A 19,679-nucleotide genomic window follows, 5' to 3' on the forward strand; every position below is an offset into this window, starting at 1 on the left:
GGAAGGTGCGAACAAGTTCCTGATATGAGATCATCATATTCATCCGGAGCGCATCCCAGAGGGACATCATGAGCCATCAACTCACCTTCGCCGATAGTGAATTCAGCACTAAGCGCCGTCAGACCCGAAAAGAGATTTTCCTCTCCCGCATGGAGCAGATTCTGCCATGGCAGAATATGACCGCTGTCATCGAGCCGTTTTATCCCAAGGCGGGCAATGGCCGACGGCCCTATCCGCTGGAGACCATGCTGCGTATTCACTGCATGCAGCATTGGTACAACCTGAGCGACGGTGCCATGGAAGATGCCCTGTACGAAATCGCCTCCATGCGCCTGTTTGCCCGATTATCCCTGGATAGCGCCCTGCCGGATCGCACCACCATCATGAATTTCCGCCACCTGCTCGAGCAGCATCAACTGGCCCGTCAATTGTTCAAGACCATCAATCGCTGGCTGGCCGAAGCAGGCGTCATGATGACCCAAGGCACTTTGGTGGATGCCACCATCATTGAGGCACCCAGCTCTACCAAGAACAAAGAGCAGCAACGCGATCCGGAGATGCATCAGACCAAGAAAGGCAATCAGTGGCACTTTGGCATGAAGGCCCACATTGGTGTCGATGCCAAGAGTGGCCTGACCCACAGCCTGGTCACCACCGCGGCCAACGAGCATGACCTCAATCAGCTGGGTAATCTGCTTCATGGAGAGGAGCAATTTGTCTCAGCCGATGCCGGCTACCAAGGAGCGCCACAGCGCGAGGAGCTGGCCGAGGTGGATGTGGACTGGCTGATCGCCGAGCGTCCCGGCAGGGTAAAAACCTTGAAGCAGCATCCGCGCAAGAACAAAACGGCCATCAACATCGAATACATGAAAGCCAGCATCCGTGCCAGGGTGGAGCACCCGTTTCGCATCATCAAGCGGCAGTTCGGCTTCGTGAAAGCCAGATACAAGGGGCTGCTGAAAAACGATAACCAACTGGCGATGTTATTCACCCTGGCCAACCTGTTTCGGGTGGACCAAATGATACGTCAGTGGGAGAGATCTCAGTAAAAACCGGAAATAACGCCAGAAATGGTGGAAAAAATAGCCTAAATAGGCTGATTCGATGTGTTTGCGGGAAAAAAATCGGCCCAGATCCGCGAAATTTTAATCAGCGAGTCAGCTTGGGAAGAAATGACCTGCTTATTCGCACCTTCCTTAGGTATTATATGTACTTTTTCCCCTGAATATCCCAACCTGTTGATAGCAATATTTTTATCGCCTTCATTGAGGACGATCAGTTCATCAGTAAAAAACTTCGCAAACCACTCTAAAAAAAGATATAGAAAATATGTTTTTTTAGACGTTGCAGCAGGGAAAGCATATCCATGCACTGTATGGATAACTTTCCGAACACCCGCAAATTTAGCTGCAATACGTCCAAGCACACCAGTTTTTGATGAGTGAGTATGAATTACATCAAAATTCTCTTTGCGTATCAATTTAAATAATGCTAACAGCGCCTTCAGATCCCTGACAATAGAAATCTCACGACAAAATTCTGGAATAGTATAGCAAGGAACATTAATTTCGTTTAACGCATCTGTCAATGGGCCTTCGTTTGCGCACACAAGCGAGTAATCAAAATCCCTCTTCAGGTGCATTATTTCATTAAGGCTGACTCGCTGTACACCACTTAACAATGGAAGTAATTGTACATGCAATATTTTAATTCGTTGTTGCATAAATAACAATACGCTCGACATTTGATAGTATATGAACTGGTAATTAAACCATAGATTCTACATTAGAACTCATCTTTGTATATTGATATCCAATGCTGTGTAATGTTTTGGAGAGAGAAAAGTCTCAATATTCGTTTACGATTATTTACGCCTATATTGTTTCGTTCTTCATGAGACAAGCCTAACGCAGTATTAATCTCATCCAGCAATCGAGATGGATTATTAATAGGTACAAGGAATTGTGTAGACCCCATGACTTCACTAACACCTCCGGCATCGGTTGCAATGACTACCCTGCCACAGGCCATAGCTTCAGCGACAACTAAACCGAATCCCTCCCACGCTGAAGAAAGAACAAAAATATCGCTAGCGGATAACCATCCTTCTACATTTTTTTGTATTCCCAACCAATGAACTCGATCTGATATTCCTAACTGCTGAGAAAGCGATATCAATTCATTTTTAAGCGGCCCCGCTCCAATTATCGCCAATTTTGTTTTATAAGCAGGATCTATTTTGGCGAAAGCATGGAGTAGATTAGGGTAATTTTTTGCAGTTGTTAATCTGCCAATTGCGATTAACAACTGCGTGTCCTCAGATATCCGTAGTTGATTACGTAGCCGCATACGTGAATCAGAAGAAAAGGTAAACCGATTAGTATCGATACCATTATAGACTAAAATCATGCTTTCCCGCTTTGCGGCTTTGGATTGTATGAAAGCTTCAACGGCTTCCTGGCTTACGTTGGTTGAAATATCAGCAAGGCGATCGGTGAGTCGATAAGCTAACATGCGAACTTTTCCACCCTCGTTAGTATTGTGTGCAGTACAAACTAAGCGCGGAATAGACAATGTTAAACGTAATAATCTTGCAAAGATATTAGCATGAACCATATGGCTATGAACAACATCAGGCTTTATTTTTTTTATGAGTTTCCGAGTCTTAATATATGCTTTGATAAATCCAAGAATTGTTTTATCCATACTAAGAGTAATAACCTTTACCTTTTCATTAGGAAAAACCTCTTGAATATTAACAAGTGAAATGATGGTAATGTCATGATTCAAATCAGCCAAAGCATTAGCAAGGCTACATACTTGCATCTCAGCGCCGCCCATTCCTAGCCCAGTAATGATCATAACTATTTTCATTTCATCTTCTCATATATGAAGCACTGAAAAAAACGAATCATCATCTTTATTTTTTTTATAATTTTTGTTTCGCGAAAAAATTGATCTGCATAAAAAACCCGAAAGCTATATGGATATTTTTTCAACTGTTTCTTGAAGGTTTTAGTAAGACCATCATCAAGAAACTCGGCTAAATAAATGACCTTGTTCGCGTTGAATCTAATCTTACTTTCATCCGTTATCTTATTCCAAATATATAATTCAGGAATAAACCTCTCATTTTTATAGAAAGGAAATGGATGTTGTAACATACTCCATTTTTTGAAACAGTAGGCTAAATCAGCTTGAAAAACACCACTTGCTTCAGTTGCATTCAAATAAATTATTGGTTCTTTAAAGTTAGGAGGAACACCCAAAATAGAACCTTCAAATGTTGCTTTTCTAAACCCGACACCAGAGAAAGAGATTTGTGTCTTTTCTGCTTCAACTATCTCAGCTATTAATGAACTTACCGCATCATTAGTTAATGCGTCATCACTATCCACAATAAATATATAATCAAATTGGCACAGTGGCACCCCCGTATTAATAGCACCAGGCTTACCTTTGTTTTGTTGATACAAATAATTAATTCGAATCTTGTTCTCGGAAATAAATGTATCAATTAAAATTCTAGACTCATCAACACTTCCATCATCCACAATTACCCATTCAAAATTCAAGCAATCTTGCGAACATAAAGAATCATATAATCTTTTTAAGGTATATTGTCGGTTGTAGGTCGGTGTCATAATTGAAATCATGCGTCAAACTTCCTTCGCAAAAAAAACTTTATCAAAAGCATTAAAAAGCTATTATTCAATGAAAACCTCCCTCGAATTAAATATTTCAACTGTGTTGACTTATTATTGGCATGACCAAATTTAATAAAACAGCGAAATATTTTTGCTCTTTTTGCGTCTAACCTATTCCCATAAGTTTCAAAAAAAGACTCTTTAACAATAAAATGTTTTTTAGAAAGCAGATAGTTTACTTCAGAATTAATTTTCCCAATTAATTTTTCAATTAGTTTTCCATTAAAACTTTTCATCCCAGTCACAGCCTTCGCGTGCTGGCGGTAAAGCATAAGCTTTTTGGGTAAAAAATAGACTTCACCAAGCGCATGAGCAGCCAAACTGGCAATATCATCATGAAGGTAGATCGCACCCTTATATTCTGATAAAAATTTAACCATTGCTTGGTTAAACATAATAGAACACCCTTGATACCCGCCATTAAAAAAAAGGAACCCACTTAGATCATTTGCATGGTTATGAGATATGCCACTAAAGTCAATGTCCCCGGTTTCATCAGAAAAAGCATACCCGTCAGCATACACAATAGAGGGATTATTGTTATCTGCCAAATTCACACTTTCGGCATATTCAACCATATCACTAATTTTATTTTCAAACCAAATATCATCTTGATCGCAAAAAATGGTATATTCAGAATCAGAATACTTAGCTAATGAAATAAAATTTTTCCCCGGCCCCTGACGAGATATATTGTTATTGACAAAATGAATCCTGGCATCCAAACACTCAAATTCTGTAATAATATCAATAGTGTTATCATTGGAACCATCATCCTGAATGAATAATTTCCATGACTTAAATTTTTGTTGTTGAAGAGAGAGCAATTGATTTCTTAGATGCTCGCCTCCGTTATATGTCGCCATCAATATAGTTACTGTTTTATTTTGCATATTACCGTGAATCGCCATAATAAAAACATAAAAAATAGTTTGATATTATCAGAAAGACTAGCTATTGGATTATTTGCAAAAAAAGAGGATACTTACAGCAAGTACAATATGATAACGAGTTAACTTTACTTCGCCAAAGCACAAATAAATGCAAAAAAACTCCGTATAACATAGCACCTAAATCTACACTATATAAAGAAAAGTCTTGGTAAACAGTTATATAGCATTGTATAACGTTAATTGGAACCGAAACATCAATATAATTGAGAACTGTCAGCATTGCTTCAACTACAGACAGCCCCATTTTATCTGTAACTGCATACAAAAATCTAAAAGTTTATTCCTCTGTACAGCTTCGAAAATTTTCTACAACGACTTCATTTTTTGAACAATAGTACTGTAAATTAGCGTTGAATGAGACGGTTCATCAATGGTTAAAATAAAACATATAGTAGCGTACCATATCAAAAATGTATAAGCTTTGATGGATGGAAATTAATAACATCATTAGAAGTGATTCATTCAATTACGCTTACCAGAAACCATGCGATACAATGCGAAATAAAGGCCAGAACAAATTAATTTTAATATAATTAGAAACACATCTAACTTTAGAAAATACTTCCATAACAGATATATATCATGGCTAACTAGCCCTTCTATTTGATGATGACCATTTTCATCTTATTAAGCTATAGTTATCTATCAAGCTTTCGGTCAATTAGAGACAATAATAAATAATCCACACCCATTCTTATTGTCCAAGCAATGGCTGCACCAATAATGCCGTGGTTTTTTATCAAATAAAATAACATTGCCAGATATGGTACTAATTCAAAAAGATGGATATAGGCCGTAATCCTTGCAAATCCACGCGATTGAATGCTTGCAAAAGGCACCTGAGCCAACGAGTTCAATACAAATCCAACTAGCAAAATAGACAGTACCATTGCTGATAATCCTGCAAACGCGGGTCCCATCCAAAGAGTCATCATCCAATTCCCTGCCACTAGTCCAATTAATAGCAACGGTAAAGTTATTAACAACAACAACAAGGTTACTATTTTTTTACTACGTCTTCTTTCAATTGCGTTGGTTGACGAACTTAACCGAGGGAATATGGCTCGGGCAAATGCTCCGGGGATAATACCTAATCTTGCTACAGCTTCAGATGGTGCTGTATAAAATGCAACAACTGCAGCACCTAGCTGGTTAGAAACGATAAACCTGTCAAAATAAGCCATCAGTGGACTAATGATATTACTGACTGTGATCCAACCTCCAAACATCAATAAACGTTTCAGCGTTGAGCCGCTAAAAAAAAGTTTCGATTGAATTATAATATTCTTACACAGAAAGAAAGCAAAAACCAAACAAAATAACCTTGATATAACCAATCCGATAATAGCGAATTCTAGAGTTGGGTGAATGTAAATAAAAACCACAGGTAATAAAGAAAGCAGTGAGCCAGTGATGGATTTATAAATATTAAGAATACCGAATCTTTCTTCTCCTTCAAGAATGGCTAACCATATCTGTGTCACAAGAAAGATTGGAATTGAAAGTGCTAAAATTTTTAAAGAATTCACAACATGCTGATGTAGAGCAGGACTAATCTTGAGTAGATCAGTAACCGTATCGCTAAAAAAATATAGTACCAGTGTTGCGATGACACCCATTATTATAACCAACAATGATGCCGTAGATATTATTTTCTTTTTTTCTTCCAACTCATCACGAAAAATAGATATTTCTCGGATGACAGCACGGGTTAACCCCACATCAAAAATACTGGCATAGCCTACTATTGCGAGTGCAAGAGTAAATATACCGAACATTTCCGCACCTAATACCCGCCCCAATAGTCCCAAAGCAGGAATAGTGATAATCGCAGGTACAATATACCCAGCAACATTCCAGATGCTATTTTTTATTATACTCATTCAAATAGCTCATTCACCGGAATAGTATTCAGCAGAGAAGCTCCCTCATCCTTAGGTGAGAGTTTCAAATCGACATTAATCGGCCACTGGATGTTGAGGTTAGGATCGTCATATCTGATGGCCCGTTCCGACTGCGATTTATAGTAGTTAGTGGTTTTATACACAAACTCAGCTGTCTCACTCAGCACCAAAAAACCGTGGGCAAATCCTTCAGGGATCCACAGCTGCCGCTTGTTATCAGCAGAAAGAGTGGCCCCAATCCACTGACCAAACGTGGTAGATGATTTACGAATATCGACTGCAATGTCATAGACTTCGCCTTCGATGCAGCGAACAAGTTTACCCTGAGCATATGGGGCTAACTGAAAGTGTAGCCCACGCAATACACCTTTACTAGATTTAGAGTGGTTATCTTGGACAAATTCAACTTTTCGTCCGATGGCATCCTCAAAAATACGTTGATTATAACTTTCGAAAAAGAAGCCACGATTGTCGCTAAATACCTTCGGTTCAAAAATCAATACGTCAGGAATAGCGGTTTTAATCACATTCATTACTTAGTAACCTTTAATCATTTTCAGCAGGTACTGACCATAAATATTTTTAGCGAGAGGGGCCGCCAGTTTTTTGACCTGCCCTGCATCAATAAAGCCTTTACGAAAGGCGATCTCTTCCGGACAGGAGACTTTCAGCCCCTGGCGTTCTTCTATGGTCTGGATAAAATTGCTAGCTTCGATCAGACTTTGATGTGTTCCTGTATCCAACCAAGCGTATCCACGGCCCATAATAGCTACAGATAGATCACCCTGCTCTAGGTAGAGCCGGTTGATATCGGTAATTTCCAATTCGCCTCGGGAAGACGGCTCTAGACACTTAGCCATATCCACTACCCGGTTGTCATAAAAGTAGAGACCTGTCACCGCGTAGTTACTTTTGGGTTCCAAGGGCTTCTCTTCAAGTGATATAGCTGTACCATCGCGATCAAATTCCACGACTCCATAACGCTCGGGATCGTTGACATGATAAGCAAAAACAGTCGCGCCACACTCTTTATTCAAGGCGGCCTCTAGCTGCTTAGGAAGATCATGTCCGTAGAAAATGTTATCACCTAGTACCAAGGCACAGTTATTGTCACCAATAAACTCTTCACCAATAATAAATGCCTGGGCTAGGCCATCCGGCGTCGGTTGTACTTTATACTGTATATTTAGTCCCCACTGGCTACCGTCGCCCAATAACTGTTCAAATCGCGGGGTATCCTGTGGGGTACTAATAATCAAGATGTCACGAATCCCTGCCAGCATCAGCGTGGAAAGCGGATAATAGATCATTGGCTTATCATAGATCGGCAGCAGTTGCTTGCTTACAGCCATAGTGACTGGATAAAGACGAGTTCCTGAGCCGCCAGCTAAAATAATCCCTTTACGCGTTTTCATTTCATCATCTCTTTGTGTACAAAATGCCCGCTCACGGGCATTAAAAAAGTTCAAATCGCCGTTGTCGTGAACAACTCATTCAGCATACGTTTTACACCAACGTCCCACTGCGGTAATACCAGATCAAAGTTATTCTGGAATTTGTCGGAGTTCAGGCGAGAATTTGTTGGGCGGCGCGCGAGTGTAGGATACGCACTGGTCGGCACCGCATTTAAATGGGTTAATGCCAGTTCAATTCCTGCTTTACGAGCTTCGTCGAACACCAGTGCAGCATAGTCATGCCAGGTCGTGGTTCCACCCGCAACCAGGTGGTAGAGTCCAGCCACGTCGGGTTTGTTCATCGCAACACGGATAGCATGCGCCGTACAGTCCGCAAGAAGTTCAGCCCCGGTTGGCGCACCGAACTGGTCGTTAATCACCGAAAGCTCTGCGCGCTCTTTTGCCAGTTTCAGCATCGTTTTCGCAAAATTATTACCTTTACCTGCATACACCCAGCTGGTTCTGAAAATCAAATGGTTGGCGCAGTGCGTCTGAAGCGCCTTTTCTCCCGCCAGTTTGGTTTCACCGTAGACATTAAGCGGCGCTGTAGCGTCCGTTTCGCGCCATGGTGTTTCGCCAGTGCCGGGAAAAACATAGTCCGTGGAGTAATGCACCACCCACGCCCCGATTTCTGCGGCAGCTCTGGCAATTGCCTCCACACTGGTCGCATTAAGCAACCGGGCAAATTCAACTTCGGACTCAGCCTTATCTACTGCCGTATGGGCTGCCGCGTTGACGATAACGTCAGGCCGGATACGGCGTACGGTGTCTGCCACACCTTGTGGATTACTAAAGTCACCACAATAGTCAGTCGAATGTACATCTAACGCAATCAGGTTCCCCAGCGGGGCTAGCGCACGTTGCAATTCCCAACCAACCTGGCCCGTTTTACCAAACAGCAGAATATTCATTACTGGCGTTCTCCGTAATTCTGTTCGATCCACGTCTTGTAGGCGCCGCTTTTCACATTCTCAACCCACTGCGTATTCGAGAGATACCATTCAACGGTCTTACGGATCCCGCTCTCAAAGGTTTCCTGCGGCTTCCACCCCAGTTCATTGCTGATTTTCGCTGCATCAATCGCATAGCGGCGATCGTGTCCTGGGCGGTCGGCTACGTAGGTAAGTTGATCGCGGTAAGAACCTTCTTTTGGCACTATTTCGTCCAACAAGTCGCAGATAGTATGGACCACGTCCAGATTTTTCTTCTCGTTATGGCCACCGATATTGTATGTTTCACCTACAATCCCCTGGGTCACTACGGTGTACAACGCTCGGGCGTGATCTTCGACATAAAGCCAGTCGCGAATCTGGTCGCCTTTGCCATAAATTGGCAATGCTTTACCTTCCAGCGCATTCAGAATCACCAGCGGGATTAGTTTTTCAGGGAAGTGATATGGCCCGTAGTTATTGGAACAGTTGGTGACAATTGTTGGGAAGCCATAGGTGCGCAACCATGCACGAACCAGATGATCGCTTGAGGCCTTTGAAGCAGAATATGGGCTACTCGGCGCATAAGCTGTCTTTTCAGTGAACAGAGGCAACACATTACCGGCAGCCACTTCATCTGGATGTGGCAGGTCGCCGTATACTTCATCTGTGGAGATATGATGGAAACGAAATGCCTGTTTTTTATCTGCATCCAGCTCGTTCCAGTAGCCACGAGCAGCTTCCAGCAGTACATAAGTACCGACGATATTCGTTTCGATAAACGCTGCTGGCCCTGTAATAGAGCGGTCAACATGACTTTCAGCTGCCAGATGCATCACCGCATCCGGTTGATGAGTGGCAAAAATACGCTCCATTGCCGCTTTATCACAGATATCCGCGTGTTCAAAATAATAGCGATTATTTTCGCTGACTTCGGCAAGAGATTCCAGGTTACCGGCGTAGGTTAGTTTATCAACATTAACAACGGTATCCTGAGTATTTTTAATAATATGACGAACTACTGCAGATCCAATGAAACCCGCTCCACCAGTAACTAGTATTTTCACGTTTAATTCCGAATATCGTTTATACGAATACTATTAATATGCTGGCACATAATGCACGTTTCTGGGCATTACGCACGCTACCGCCCCTGGCTTTGCAGCAACCAGAGCACTACTTGAATGATAATGATGTAACTAGCCCCCGCCAGTTAGCGCGAAGCTATCTAAAATTCAAACGCTAATTGTCTTACCAAATGCGACCAGAAACAAGAAAAAATCCAACAAAAAACAGATTAAACCTGGTAGGTTAACTTATTGTAATTCTTTGTTTTTATATGAAAAACGACAGTAACACTCCGCTGCATAAATCATAGGCGGTGGAATGTTAACTGCCGTTATTTTTTCTGGCTTACCGTCACAAAGACCTGTAAATCTCTACTCGCTCAGCAACTTCTCAATGCTCTTACGGAACTTCGGACCTTCCTTCAGGTTACGCAGCCCATACTTAACGAAAGCCTGCATATAGCCCATTTTCTTACCGCAGTCGTAGCTGTCGCCCGTCATCAACATGGCATCAACGGACTGTTTTTTTGCCAGCTCCGCGATGGCATCCGTTAACTGAATACGCCCCCAGGCACCTGGTTCGGTTTTTTCCAGCTCTGTCCAGATATCAGCCGAAAGCACATAGCGCCCTACAGCCATCAGATCGGAATCAAGCGTTTGCGGCTGATCCGGTTTTTCAATGAACTCAACGATACGGCTGACTTTACCTTCGTTGTCCAAAGCCTCTTTGGTTTGAATAACAGAGTATTCAGACAGATCACCTTCCATACGTTTAGCCAGCACCTGACTGCGCCCGGTTTCATTGAAACGTGCCACCATGGCAGCGAGGTTGTAGCGCAACGGATCCGCACTTGCGGTATCCAGAACGACGTCAGGTAATACCACGACAAACGGGTTATCGCCAATGATAGGGCGAGCACAAAGAATGGAATGCCCCAGACCCAGCAACTGAGCCTGACGAACGTTCATGATAGTCACGCCCGGAGGACAGATAGACTGAACCTCGGCTAATAACTGGCGCTTAACACGCTGCTCAAGGAGTGATTCGAGTTCGTAAGAGGTGTCGAAGTGGTTCTCAACTGCATTCTTAGACGCATGAGTCACCAGAACGATTTCTTTGATACCGGCAGCTACAATTTCGTCGACAATGTATTGAATCATCGGCTTGTCTACGATCGGCAGCATCTCTTTAGGGATTGCCTTCGTGGCAGGCAACATGTGCATCCCCAGACCCGCTACCGGAATAACTGCTTTCAAATTAATCATTAAGTCATTCACCTATTCAATTGTTGCTGAATTATAGCTTTTTAGCTTGTTTTAGCCAGTATGAATTACATTACTCCGATGCCGCGTATGTTACGCCGCTTAACTGCGGAATGCAGTAATCTTAATCCCAGGCGGGTACAACTTTTGCCAGGAATGGTCGCAAAGTTACCTCCTCTGCCCCGGCAGTCGAAAATTCACCGCTTCGACATTCACCACCTGATGGTTTACCCGATCGATGTCAACTGAACTTTGCCCGCTTTCGTTTACCGCATGGATATTCGCCAGTGATAACAAGGTATCCTGCTTAGCCATAAACTTGCCGCGCACATCCTGGCGTAGATCGAAGTGCATCTTGAGCGCGGGTCCTGTTGCGGATTGCTGCATCACTCTGATGTTACGTAAAAAAAGGTGCTGCGGTTGGTTGTGCAACTCAAGCGTGGCTCGCTTCATCTCCACGTTGGTGATGGCCACGAACGACGTTGCATTACCTGATGAGATCTGAATGCCGCGTAATTTATATTCAAGTTTTGTGTTATCCAGATGGATATTATTTAACTTAAAGTTCTGCGGAATGGATAAATATCGTCCTTTAATAACACCGTAGCCAATGAGCATACCTGCGCTATTTTCCATATTGATATTATCAATCACGAAATTATCGCATCCATAAATAGCGACCGTCGCATTATCAATGCCCGCTTTCTTACTAAAATCTGGGGTAATATTTCGTGCAGTGATATTACGAATGATAAAATGTTTGCCGTTCTCTACATGGACTAGCTGTCGACAGTCGGTACCGGTGATATTCGCCACGACAAAGTTTTTTACCGCCAGTTCATCGGGATAGGAATTGTCATAGGTACTGCCCGCCAGCCCGATGCCGATGCCCCAGTTCACGTTGCCATTGGTACAGTTAATACGTTCAATGACATGGTCAGAAATGAGGATGTTGCTGTCGTTTATCGCCACATTCCACTCAATGGCATCCCCCTGAAGATCGCTAAAACGGCAGTTTGTAATCTTTACGCCATCCATTCGGTTATGAAAGCCCTGACGCAGGATCCCATAGTTAGCGCGCGTGACGGTAATATCATTGATAACCAGATTGCGCATCAGCCTCGGTGTCTTACCGCCGATATAGACTTGCGTCACTGGCCCGAAACCACTCATGGCAATCCCTTTTATCACGCAATCCGAACCGCGCACATCGAGGGTAACATTCCTCAGGCTCCCGCCCTTCTCACCCACTACCCTGCATCCATCCTGCAGAACAAAGCGACCACGGCCATTGCCGCTGATTCTGCCTTGCAGGTGTAGCGTTTTGCCAGGGGGAATAACGATAGCGGTATTGAGATCCTTGCATTCCAGTTCTTTGGGTACGACTACCGTTTGTCCTTCTTTGAACGCCTGCCGGAATGAAGCGACCCAATCCTTTGGGTTGTAATCCTGAATGTTGACGCTGCCCGATGATTCAAGCGCCCGGACAACGGGAGTATGCAATACGACAAGCGCAGAGCCTGCCGTCAGAAAAGTACGGCGTGAGAGTTTGTTCTCTGACATACAACCTCGACTTACATCGTTTGCAGCAGACTGGCTAACTGTTTATTGATCGCTAACTGATTAAATTCAGTTTCAATTTTTTCGCGCGCACACTGCACAATCGGCTGTACCTGCTCACTGTCGAGCAGGCTAAATGCCGCTAAACGCTCTGCCAGTGCCTGCGCATCGTTTTCTGGTGCCAACCAGCCAGATTTACCCGACTCGACCAGCTCCGGGATCCCGCTGTGAACGGTAGAAATCACCGGAATACCCACCGCCATCGCCTCCATCAGCGCTACCGGGATCCCCTCCATATCGCCGTCTCTTCCGGTGATCGACGGCAGCAAAAATACATCCGCCTGCTCAAGCATCTCCTTTACCTGATGACTGGGCTTAAAGCCGGGCATCTCAATCACGTCATCGAGTTGATATTGCTCGATCAGCGTACGTAAACGACGCTCCCAAGGGCCGATACCCAGAATGCGATAACGAAATGAAACGCCCTGCTCTTTTAACTGACGACAGGCTTCGATGGCGACGTGCAGTCCTTTTTTCTCGGTTAACCGGGCGACAGAGATAATTTCCAGCGGTGCAGCTGGTGCTTTCAGTTGGCGAGGGGTAAAACGCGTCATGTCGATACCCATACGCGAAACCGCGATTTTTTGCGGCGGGCATCCCATGTTTTTTAAACGTCCGGCCCAGAGATTGCTGATGGGTAACATCAAATCTCCACGTTGAAACAGTTGCTGATACTCAGGGGTATAGCGGGTAAGCACATCCCGATGCGAAACATCGACGCCGTGAAAAACCGTGGCGATTTTTCCGCGGATCATCCCAAGCTCACGCAGCTTGGCGGCGGTTACGCCTGCCGGCCCAAAATGAGCAATAAAGACATCTGCCTGAAACGCCTGCGGATTCCCGCCGCAAATAGCCGCCAAAATCAGATTGCGCGCCTCCTCGCCATAGCGTGCAACATTAAGCGCCTTCCAGGTCGCTGCGCGGGTGAGACCGTGCAGAGCCGCCGCGGCCCTATATTTCAGCTTCGCCAGTTTGCTTTCCGGTTCATTGAGCAACCAGCGCGTTTTTTCACCCAGCCGGTAGGTATTAAATGAGGCATGCGTATTTTCAAGATCGCCCTTCTGCAAAGCGACAATCTCCACGTCGTAGCCCATATCGATAAATGCGGTTATCTGATTGAGTACAAAGGTCTCAGAAGAGAGCGGAAATTTAAGCAGGAAAAAGCCAATCTTCATTTTTCCCCCTCAATGCGCGTTAAAACCGACTGCACCATGTGTACCCCGCGTTCGCGTTCGCGTGTCACAGCGTCCCCAAGCCGTATGTTCAGTTCAGGTAACTGTCCGAGGGTATTGGCGACCTTTCCTTCCAGGCTACCATCGAGCAGGTGGCGAATATCGACAGCCATCTCCGGTAACCCCAACTGTTGCATAATCCCTGCCGATTTATGCTCGTAGTTAATGGCGATGGCAGGCGTCATAAAATTCATCGAGATGATGGCCGAGTGCAAGCGAGTACCCACCGTCAGATCGCATGCTCCCAGAATCTTCCCCATCTCCAGATCGTTAAGTTCATCCATCACCACGTGATATCGGGCCGGGTCGTTAACATACTGGCGCAGGTTTAACGCCACCATGCGATCATCTTTGTTGTAACTATCAATACCGGTGCAGGTTGACAGTGCAATCACCTGGTAACCTTCATCGAGGATGCGGTTCACCACCCCGGCAAAGGCTTGCTCATAGGCCTGCTGCGTTGTCCCCAGACGCTTATCAAAAGGGGCCAACTCACGTAATGTAATGGCAACGGTCTTCTGTTTAGCCGCCATATCTAACCAGTGCTGTACCGCATAACCTGGCTCAAAATCCTCATGATGATTGTCGACCAGCCAGGCCGTATCCACGCCTGTTTCAACTTTATCCGTGGTTATTTCGCTGCGCTTCATCAAATCAAGACTTACGGATTCACGTAAAATCAACGCATTACAGTGACCAAACACGTAGTTCGCCAGTTGATTAAACTGCTCATCCTGGAATGGCCCCACGCTGTGACCAATCATGTACAACGGTTTTTTCGCCATAAACGAACACAGGGCATGTTCAAACTGCGGTACGCCATACAGATCGACAAAGAACGATCCGCCGACCTGGATGATGGCGTCATAGCGCGACAGCAGACGAACAAAATCGGTAAAACCCTGGGCGATAGCGATATTGCGCAGATTACCGGAGTCGGTAACACGCGAGAGCAGTACCTGATGCTGATAGCGGCGACGCAGCACTTTCTTCACGCGCCCCATAACACCCGCTGCGTTGTTGTGTTGCTTCATCTGCGAATACAGCGGATCGCCCATCACCGGGCGGTTCAGCAACCATGAGGAGCTCACCGGGTAACGGCTCATAACATCCACTTCAGTCTCAGGACGCAACGCGTTAATGGCATCCAGCAAACCGCGCAGGATCGCGCTATCCCCTCGGTTCCCGCAGGTATGGTTGCCCAAAATTAATAGTTTCATTATGACCTCTTAAAGCGTTGTTCTTATCCTGCACGGAGCAAGGTTTTCATTTTTTCACTGCGACAGAGCTGGCGTTTTATTTCCACCACCAGCGGATGACGCGACAGCACCATCATTAGCGCAAACGCCAGCGCCCCTGCCGCTATCTGGCTCCCCAACAACACGCCCAACGACAGTTGCCCATGCAGCAACACACCCAGCGCATAACTCACCACAAGGGTTGGCAAGGAGAGATACAACGGCAGCCAAAGACTGAGCATGTACTGGCGGTAGCTGGGGCCAAGAACAGGTTTAATCATCACGAAATAGCTGAGGACTGTGTTAATCACCTGGACCAACAAAAAGCCCAGCGTCACGCCAATTGCCCCGGCCAGATGTCCACCGATGAAAATGGCGGGAATAAACAGAAAGGTTTTGAAAACATTGAATTTAAAGCTGATATCGACCCGCGCTTTCGCCATCAAAAGCGATCCTATTGGATTCCCCACCGAGCGCAGCAGCCCAACAATGCACAGCAGTTGCAGGATGGGGATAATGCCGTTCCACTTCTCGCCGAATACCAGCGGCACCACGTTATTCGACACCACCATCAGTCCCAGCAGCGCCGGGAAGTTGATAATCCCAACCACCGACAGCAGCTTGTAAAAATTCACCCGTAGCTTTTCGCTGTCATCCTGGATTTTGGCAAACGCCGGAAACAGCACGCGGGTGATAATCGGGTTCAGTTTGATCGGGGGGACAACCGCCACATTCCAGGCGAGATTGAATCCACCCGCCACGCCAGCTCCCAACGTGCGGGCTAAAACCAGCGTGGAAAGGTTGGTATTGATGTAATTGATAATGCTGTCTGCCGTCAGCCACGCACCAAAACGCAGATTCGACGAAACCGATGCCAGCGAAAAATGCAGCCCCGGACGGTAAATCCGGCGACCAAAATAGCCGAACAGCAGCGTGCGTAGCGAACTGTTCACCAGATACCCGAGAATGGCCGTCAGCGCGAGCGGCCAGAAATGGGCGCTGACTACGGTGAAGGTAAAACCGGCCAGCACCGAACTGGTTTCAATCATGCCAATTTTGTTGAAGGCCAGCTCTTTTTGCATCAGCGCGCGAAACTGCTGCCCGTGTGGTATCACCACAAACGCCAGTGATAAAGTTTTGATGAGCGGTGCCAGTTCTGGGTTGTTGAGCACATGGGCAATCGTCTCGCTCAGCAGAAACATCGCCACGCATACCACGATACCCAGCCCAACGTTGAGCCAGTACAGCGTGGTCAGTTCTAGATAGCCAATCTCTTTGCGCTGAATAATTGAGTTAGCGATACCAAAGTCAGACAGCGTATCGGCCAGCGCGATGATTACCAGCGCCACGGTTAACAACCCGAACTGGTGGTTATCAATAATCCGTGCCAGTACGGTCATCTGGATAAGCCCCAGACCAATGATGATCACCGTGGCAATCGCCGACCACTTTGCGCCGTTCAGCGTTTTTTCTCGTAAGCTCATGTTAATACGCCGCTTTGTTGACAAAGCCTTTGAATACCGTCAGAAAAACAATTTTGATATCGAACCACACGCTCCACTCGCGAATGTATTCGAGGTCAAATTCCACACGTTTTTCCATTTTTTCCAGCGTATCGGTTTCACCCCGCCAGCCGTTGATTTGCGCCCAGCCGGTAATCCCCGGTTTCACCTTATGGCGTAACATGTACCCCTCGATCAGTTGGCGATACTGTTCGTTATGCGCTACCGCATGCGGGCGTGGCCCGACGATAGACATGCCTCCGGTCAGCACGTTAATAAACTGCGGCAGTTCATCGAGCGACGTTCGGCGCAGGAAATTCCCCACAGGGGTAACGCGCGGATCGTTTTGCGTCGCCTGCGTCACCACCGCGTCGTTTTCCATCACTTTCATCGAACGAAACTTCCAGACTTTGATCGGTTTGCCGTCCATGCCATAGCGGGTCTGGCGGAAAATCACCGGTCCTTTGGAGGTCAGTTTTACCAGTAGCGCTATGCCACACAGCACCGGAGAAATAAGCAGCAGGATCAGCGAAGCCAGCACGATATCTTCCGCGCGCTTTAACAGACGATTAATCCCCGAGAGCGGCGTGTCATACAGCGGCACCACCGGTATGCCGTTCATCTCCTCAATTCGTGAATGCAGGATGTTGAAGGTAAAGACATCAGGAATAAGGATCACTGAACAGGTGGTGTCGGCCAGCTCGCGCACCAGTTTTTTTACGCTGGCGCCATCGCTCATCGACATGGCGATATAGACGTTGTGAATGCGTGAGGATTTGGCGTCGTCCACCAGTTGTTGCAGATTACCGGCCCAGTCGCGGGAGTTTTTCCCTGGGATAGGATCGTGATAGACCCCCGCCACTTCAAACCCCAACCACGGTTCATGGCGAAAGCTGTCCAGTAGCATTTGTCCGGCTGGCAGTTCCCCTGCCACCGCCACCCGGCGAGTGTTGTACCCGCGATTGCGCAACCATCCCGCGCCGTAGCGAATAAACGAGCGGCACAACACCAGGCCAACGCTGGATAGCAGATACCACGCCAGCCAGACGGCGAGACGGTTGTCAAAATCGTTATTAAAGGCGATCAGACCTGCGCAAAAAATCAGACTCAGCGTCCAGTTTTGCAGTAACAGCACCAGCTCAGTGGAAATTTTGACACCACGCCAGGAGCGATAAAAATCCGTTATGCCACCGAGCATCTGAAAAACGACCAGCGTGATCAGCGCCACCAGCAGGTGCATGTACAGGAAAGGCAAACCGCTTAATTCGCAGATTACCCACAACCCGCCAAACATGATGGTGATATCTGAAAAGCGTTGCACCATCGAAATTAACGACGCATTGGTTTTGGCGCGTTCGCGCTTTTTTAGATGTGTCATCGTGGTTCCTGTTAGTCACCCTTTGCCCAGCATCGGGCAAAGGAAGCACCAGCATTACTGATTCAGTAACGCCAGAAGAGTGCGCGTTCGCGCTTCCATCAACGGAATATCTCCGCGCGATTCCACGTTCAGGCGCACCACCGGTTCGGTATTGGATGAGCGTAAATTAAAGCGCCAGTCGACAAACGACATGCTGATACCGTCCGTTCTGTCCACCGACAACGCCTCACGGGAAAAATGCTGCTCCACGCGCGCAATCGCCGCCGTCGGCTCTGCCAGCGTACTGTTTATTTCTCCGCTCGCCGGGTAGGCCACCATCCGGCCACGAACCAGTTCGCCCAGCGATTGCCCTTTCAGAGACAGCAGCTCCGCCACCAGCAGCCACGGGATCATTCCGCTGTCGCAATAGGCAAAATCTCGGAAATAGTGGTGCGCGCTCATTTCACCGCCATAAATGGCATCTTCACGGCGCATCCGCTCTTTGATAAACGCGTGCCCGGTTTTAGACATCACCGGTTTACCGCCTGCCGCCGTCACCACATCCACGGTGTTCCAGGACAGGCGTGGGTCGTGGATAATTTTCGCCCCCGGATTCTTCTCCAGAAACGCTTCCGCCAGCAGGCCGACAATGTAGTAGCCTTCAATGAACTGACCTTTTTCATCGAACAGGAAGCAGCGGTCAAAATCACCGTCGAAGGCAATCCCCATATCCGCGCCGTGTTCAATCACTGCATTGCGCGTGTCGGCCCGGCATTCCGGCAGCAGAGGATTGGGAATACCGTTGGGGAAGTTGCCATCCGGCGTGTTGTGGATTTTGATGAACTCGACCGGCACGTCCAGCGCCTTAAAACGGGCTTCAATGGCGTCAACCACCGGACCTGCCGCGCCGTTGCCGGAATTGAGCACCAGCTTCATCGGTTTCAGGTTGGCGGGATTGATGTAACCCAGCAGGTGGTCAATGTAGGCATCACGGGTAGTAATGCGCTGGTAGCGGCCACGTTTTGTCTCATCAACCGCCGGGAAGTCATTGGCTTCCGCCAGGCACTGCACGTCGCGCAGACCGGTATCACCGCTGATGGGCCGTGCCCCTTCCCGCACCAGCTTCATGCCGTTGTAATCCATCGGATTATGGCTGGCGGTCACTTCAATACCGCCGTCAATGCCCAGGTGGAAAGTGGCAAAATAAATCTCTTCGGTGCCCGACATACCAATATCCAGCACATCCACGCCCGAATCCTGCAGTCCTTTCGCCAGCGCCAGCTTCAGCGTCTCACTGGTCAGGCGCACATCGCCGCCGAGGACAATCGTTTTTGGCTTCAGTAGCTCACCGTAAGCGCGGCCAATACGCCATGCGATACCTTCATTCAGCTCTTCGCCCAGCCTGCCACGAATATCGTAGGCTTTAAAACAGGTTAATTTCGTCATGATTTAC

Annotated in this window: 17 protein-coding genes; 1 reads left to right on the forward strand and 16 read right to left on the reverse strand. The window is 46.6% G+C overall.

Annotated elements, in window-relative coordinates; genetic code table 11:
* Positions 1-68: 68 nt before the first annotated feature.
* Complete coding sequence (locus OGY72_RS09995; RefSeq protein WP_000019450.1) at positions 69-1,049, forward strand: IS5-like element ISKpn26 family transposase; 981 nt, start codon at positions 69-71, stop codon at positions 1,047-1,049.
* A gap of 38 nt (positions 1,050-1,087) precedes the next feature.
* On the opposite strand, the gene OGY72_RS10000 is transcribed toward OGY72_RS09995, so the two are convergent.
* The 16 genes from OGY72_RS10000 to cpsG all read right to left on the reverse strand — a co-directional run bounded on the left by OGY72_RS10000 (position 1,088) and on the right by cpsG (position 19,672).
* Positions 1,088-1,723, reverse strand: a complete 636-nt coding sequence (locus OGY72_RS10000; RefSeq protein ID WP_286547720.1) for a glycosyltransferase — start codon at positions 1,721-1,723, stop codon at positions 1,088-1,090.
* Positions 1,724-1,785: 62 nt separating this feature from the next.
* Positions 1,786-2,874 carry a glycosyltransferase gene (locus OGY72_RS10005; protein ID WP_257661848.1) on the reverse strand — a complete coding sequence of 363 codons (1,089 nt, stop codon included), beginning with the start codon at positions 2,872-2,874 and terminating at the stop codon, positions 1,786-1,788.
* Positions 2,871-3,656 carry a glycosyltransferase family A protein gene (locus tag OGY72_RS10010; RefSeq protein WP_286547722.1) on the reverse strand — a complete coding sequence of 262 codons (786 nt, stop codon included), beginning with the start codon at positions 3,654-3,656 and terminating at the stop codon, positions 2,871-2,873. The genes OGY72_RS10005 and OGY72_RS10010 overlap by 4 nt, the downstream gene beginning before the upstream one ends.
* The gene (locus OGY72_RS10015; protein WP_286547723.1) at positions 3,653-4,618 is read right to left on the reverse strand and encodes a glycosyltransferase; all 966 of its coding nucleotides are present in this window, start codon (positions 4,616-4,618) and stop codon (positions 3,653-3,655) included. Before OGY72_RS10015 ends, OGY72_RS10010 begins: the two co-directional genes overlap by 4 nt.
* Positions 4,619-5,298: 680 nt before the next feature.
* Entirely contained in the window at positions 5,299-6,543 is a 1,245-nt protein-coding gene (locus tag OGY72_RS10020; RefSeq protein WP_286547724.1) for a flippase, read from the reverse strand.
* Positions 6,540-7,097: a dTDP-4-dehydrorhamnose 3,5-epimerase gene (gene rfbC, locus OGY72_RS10025; RefSeq protein WP_257661844.1), complete on the reverse strand. Its 558-nt coding sequence runs from the start codon at positions 7,095-7,097 to the stop codon at positions 6,540-6,542. The genes OGY72_RS10020 and rfbC overlap by 4 nt, the downstream gene beginning before the upstream one ends.
* Before the next feature lie 3 nt (positions 7,098-7,100).
* Entirely contained in the window at positions 7,101-7,979 is an 879-nt protein-coding gene (rfbA, locus tag OGY72_RS10030; protein WP_286547725.1) for a glucose-1-phosphate thymidylyltransferase RfbA, read from the reverse strand.
* 50 nt (positions 7,980-8,029) lie between these two features.
* Positions 8,030-8,929, reverse strand: coding sequence for a dTDP-4-dehydrorhamnose reductase (gene rfbD / locus OGY72_RS10035; protein WP_286547726.1), 900 nt, complete (start codon positions 8,927-8,929; stop codon positions 8,030-8,032).
* Positions 8,929-10,014, reverse strand: coding sequence for a dTDP-glucose 4,6-dehydratase (gene rfbB / locus OGY72_RS10040; RefSeq protein WP_149384326.1), 1,086 nt, complete (start codon positions 10,012-10,014; stop codon positions 8,929-8,931). The genes rfbD and rfbB overlap by 1 nt, the downstream gene beginning before the upstream one ends.
* A 372-nt stretch (positions 10,015-10,386) precedes the next feature.
* Complete coding sequence (gene galF, locus OGY72_RS10045; RefSeq protein WP_286547727.1) at positions 10,387-11,280, reverse strand: GalU regulator GalF; 894 nt, start codon at positions 11,278-11,280, stop codon at positions 10,387-10,389.
* A 165-nt stretch (positions 11,281-11,445) separates the two neighbouring features.
* The gene (gene wcaM / locus OGY72_RS10050) at positions 11,446-12,840 is read right to left on the reverse strand and encodes a colanic acid biosynthesis protein WcaM (protein ID WP_286547728.1); all 1,395 of its coding nucleotides are present in this window, start codon (positions 12,838-12,840) and stop codon (positions 11,446-11,448) included.
* A gap of 11 nt (positions 12,841-12,851) precedes the next feature.
* Positions 12,852-14,072, reverse strand: coding sequence for a colanic acid biosynthesis glycosyltransferase WcaL (gene wcaL, locus OGY72_RS10055; RefSeq protein WP_286547729.1), 1,221 nt, complete (start codon positions 14,070-14,072; stop codon positions 12,852-12,854).
* Complete coding sequence (wcaK, locus tag OGY72_RS10060; RefSeq protein WP_286547730.1) at positions 14,069-15,349, reverse strand: colanic acid biosynthesis pyruvyl transferase WcaK; 1,281 nt, start codon at positions 15,347-15,349, stop codon at positions 14,069-14,071. The genes wcaL and wcaK overlap by 4 nt, the downstream gene beginning before the upstream one ends.
* 23 nt (positions 15,350-15,372) lie before the next feature.
* A complete protein-coding gene (wzxC, locus tag OGY72_RS10065) occupies positions 15,373-16,851 on the reverse strand; it encodes a colanic acid undecaprenyl disphosphate flippase WzxC (protein WP_148361779.1) in 1,479 nt (492 codons plus the stop codon).
* 1 nt (position 16,852) lies between these two features.
* Positions 16,853-18,247 (reverse strand): undecaprenyl-phosphate glucose phosphotransferase, encoded by a 1,395-nt coding sequence (gene wcaJ, locus OGY72_RS10070; RefSeq protein WP_286547731.1) that lies wholly within the window; start codon positions 18,245-18,247, stop codon positions 16,853-16,855.
* A 54-nt stretch (positions 18,248-18,301) separates the two neighbouring features.
* Positions 18,302-19,672 (reverse strand): colanic acid biosynthesis phosphomannomutase CpsG, encoded by a 1,371-nt coding sequence (gene cpsG, locus OGY72_RS10075; protein WP_286547732.1) that lies wholly within the window; start codon positions 19,670-19,672, stop codon positions 18,302-18,304.
* Positions 19,673-19,679 lie beyond the last annotated feature (7 nt).

Source organism: Citrobacter sp. Cpo221 (genome assembly GCF_030332345.1).
In the GTDB taxonomy this organism is placed as follows: domain Bacteria; phylum Pseudomonadota; class Gammaproteobacteria; order Enterobacterales; family Enterobacteriaceae; genus Citrobacter; species Citrobacter portucalensis.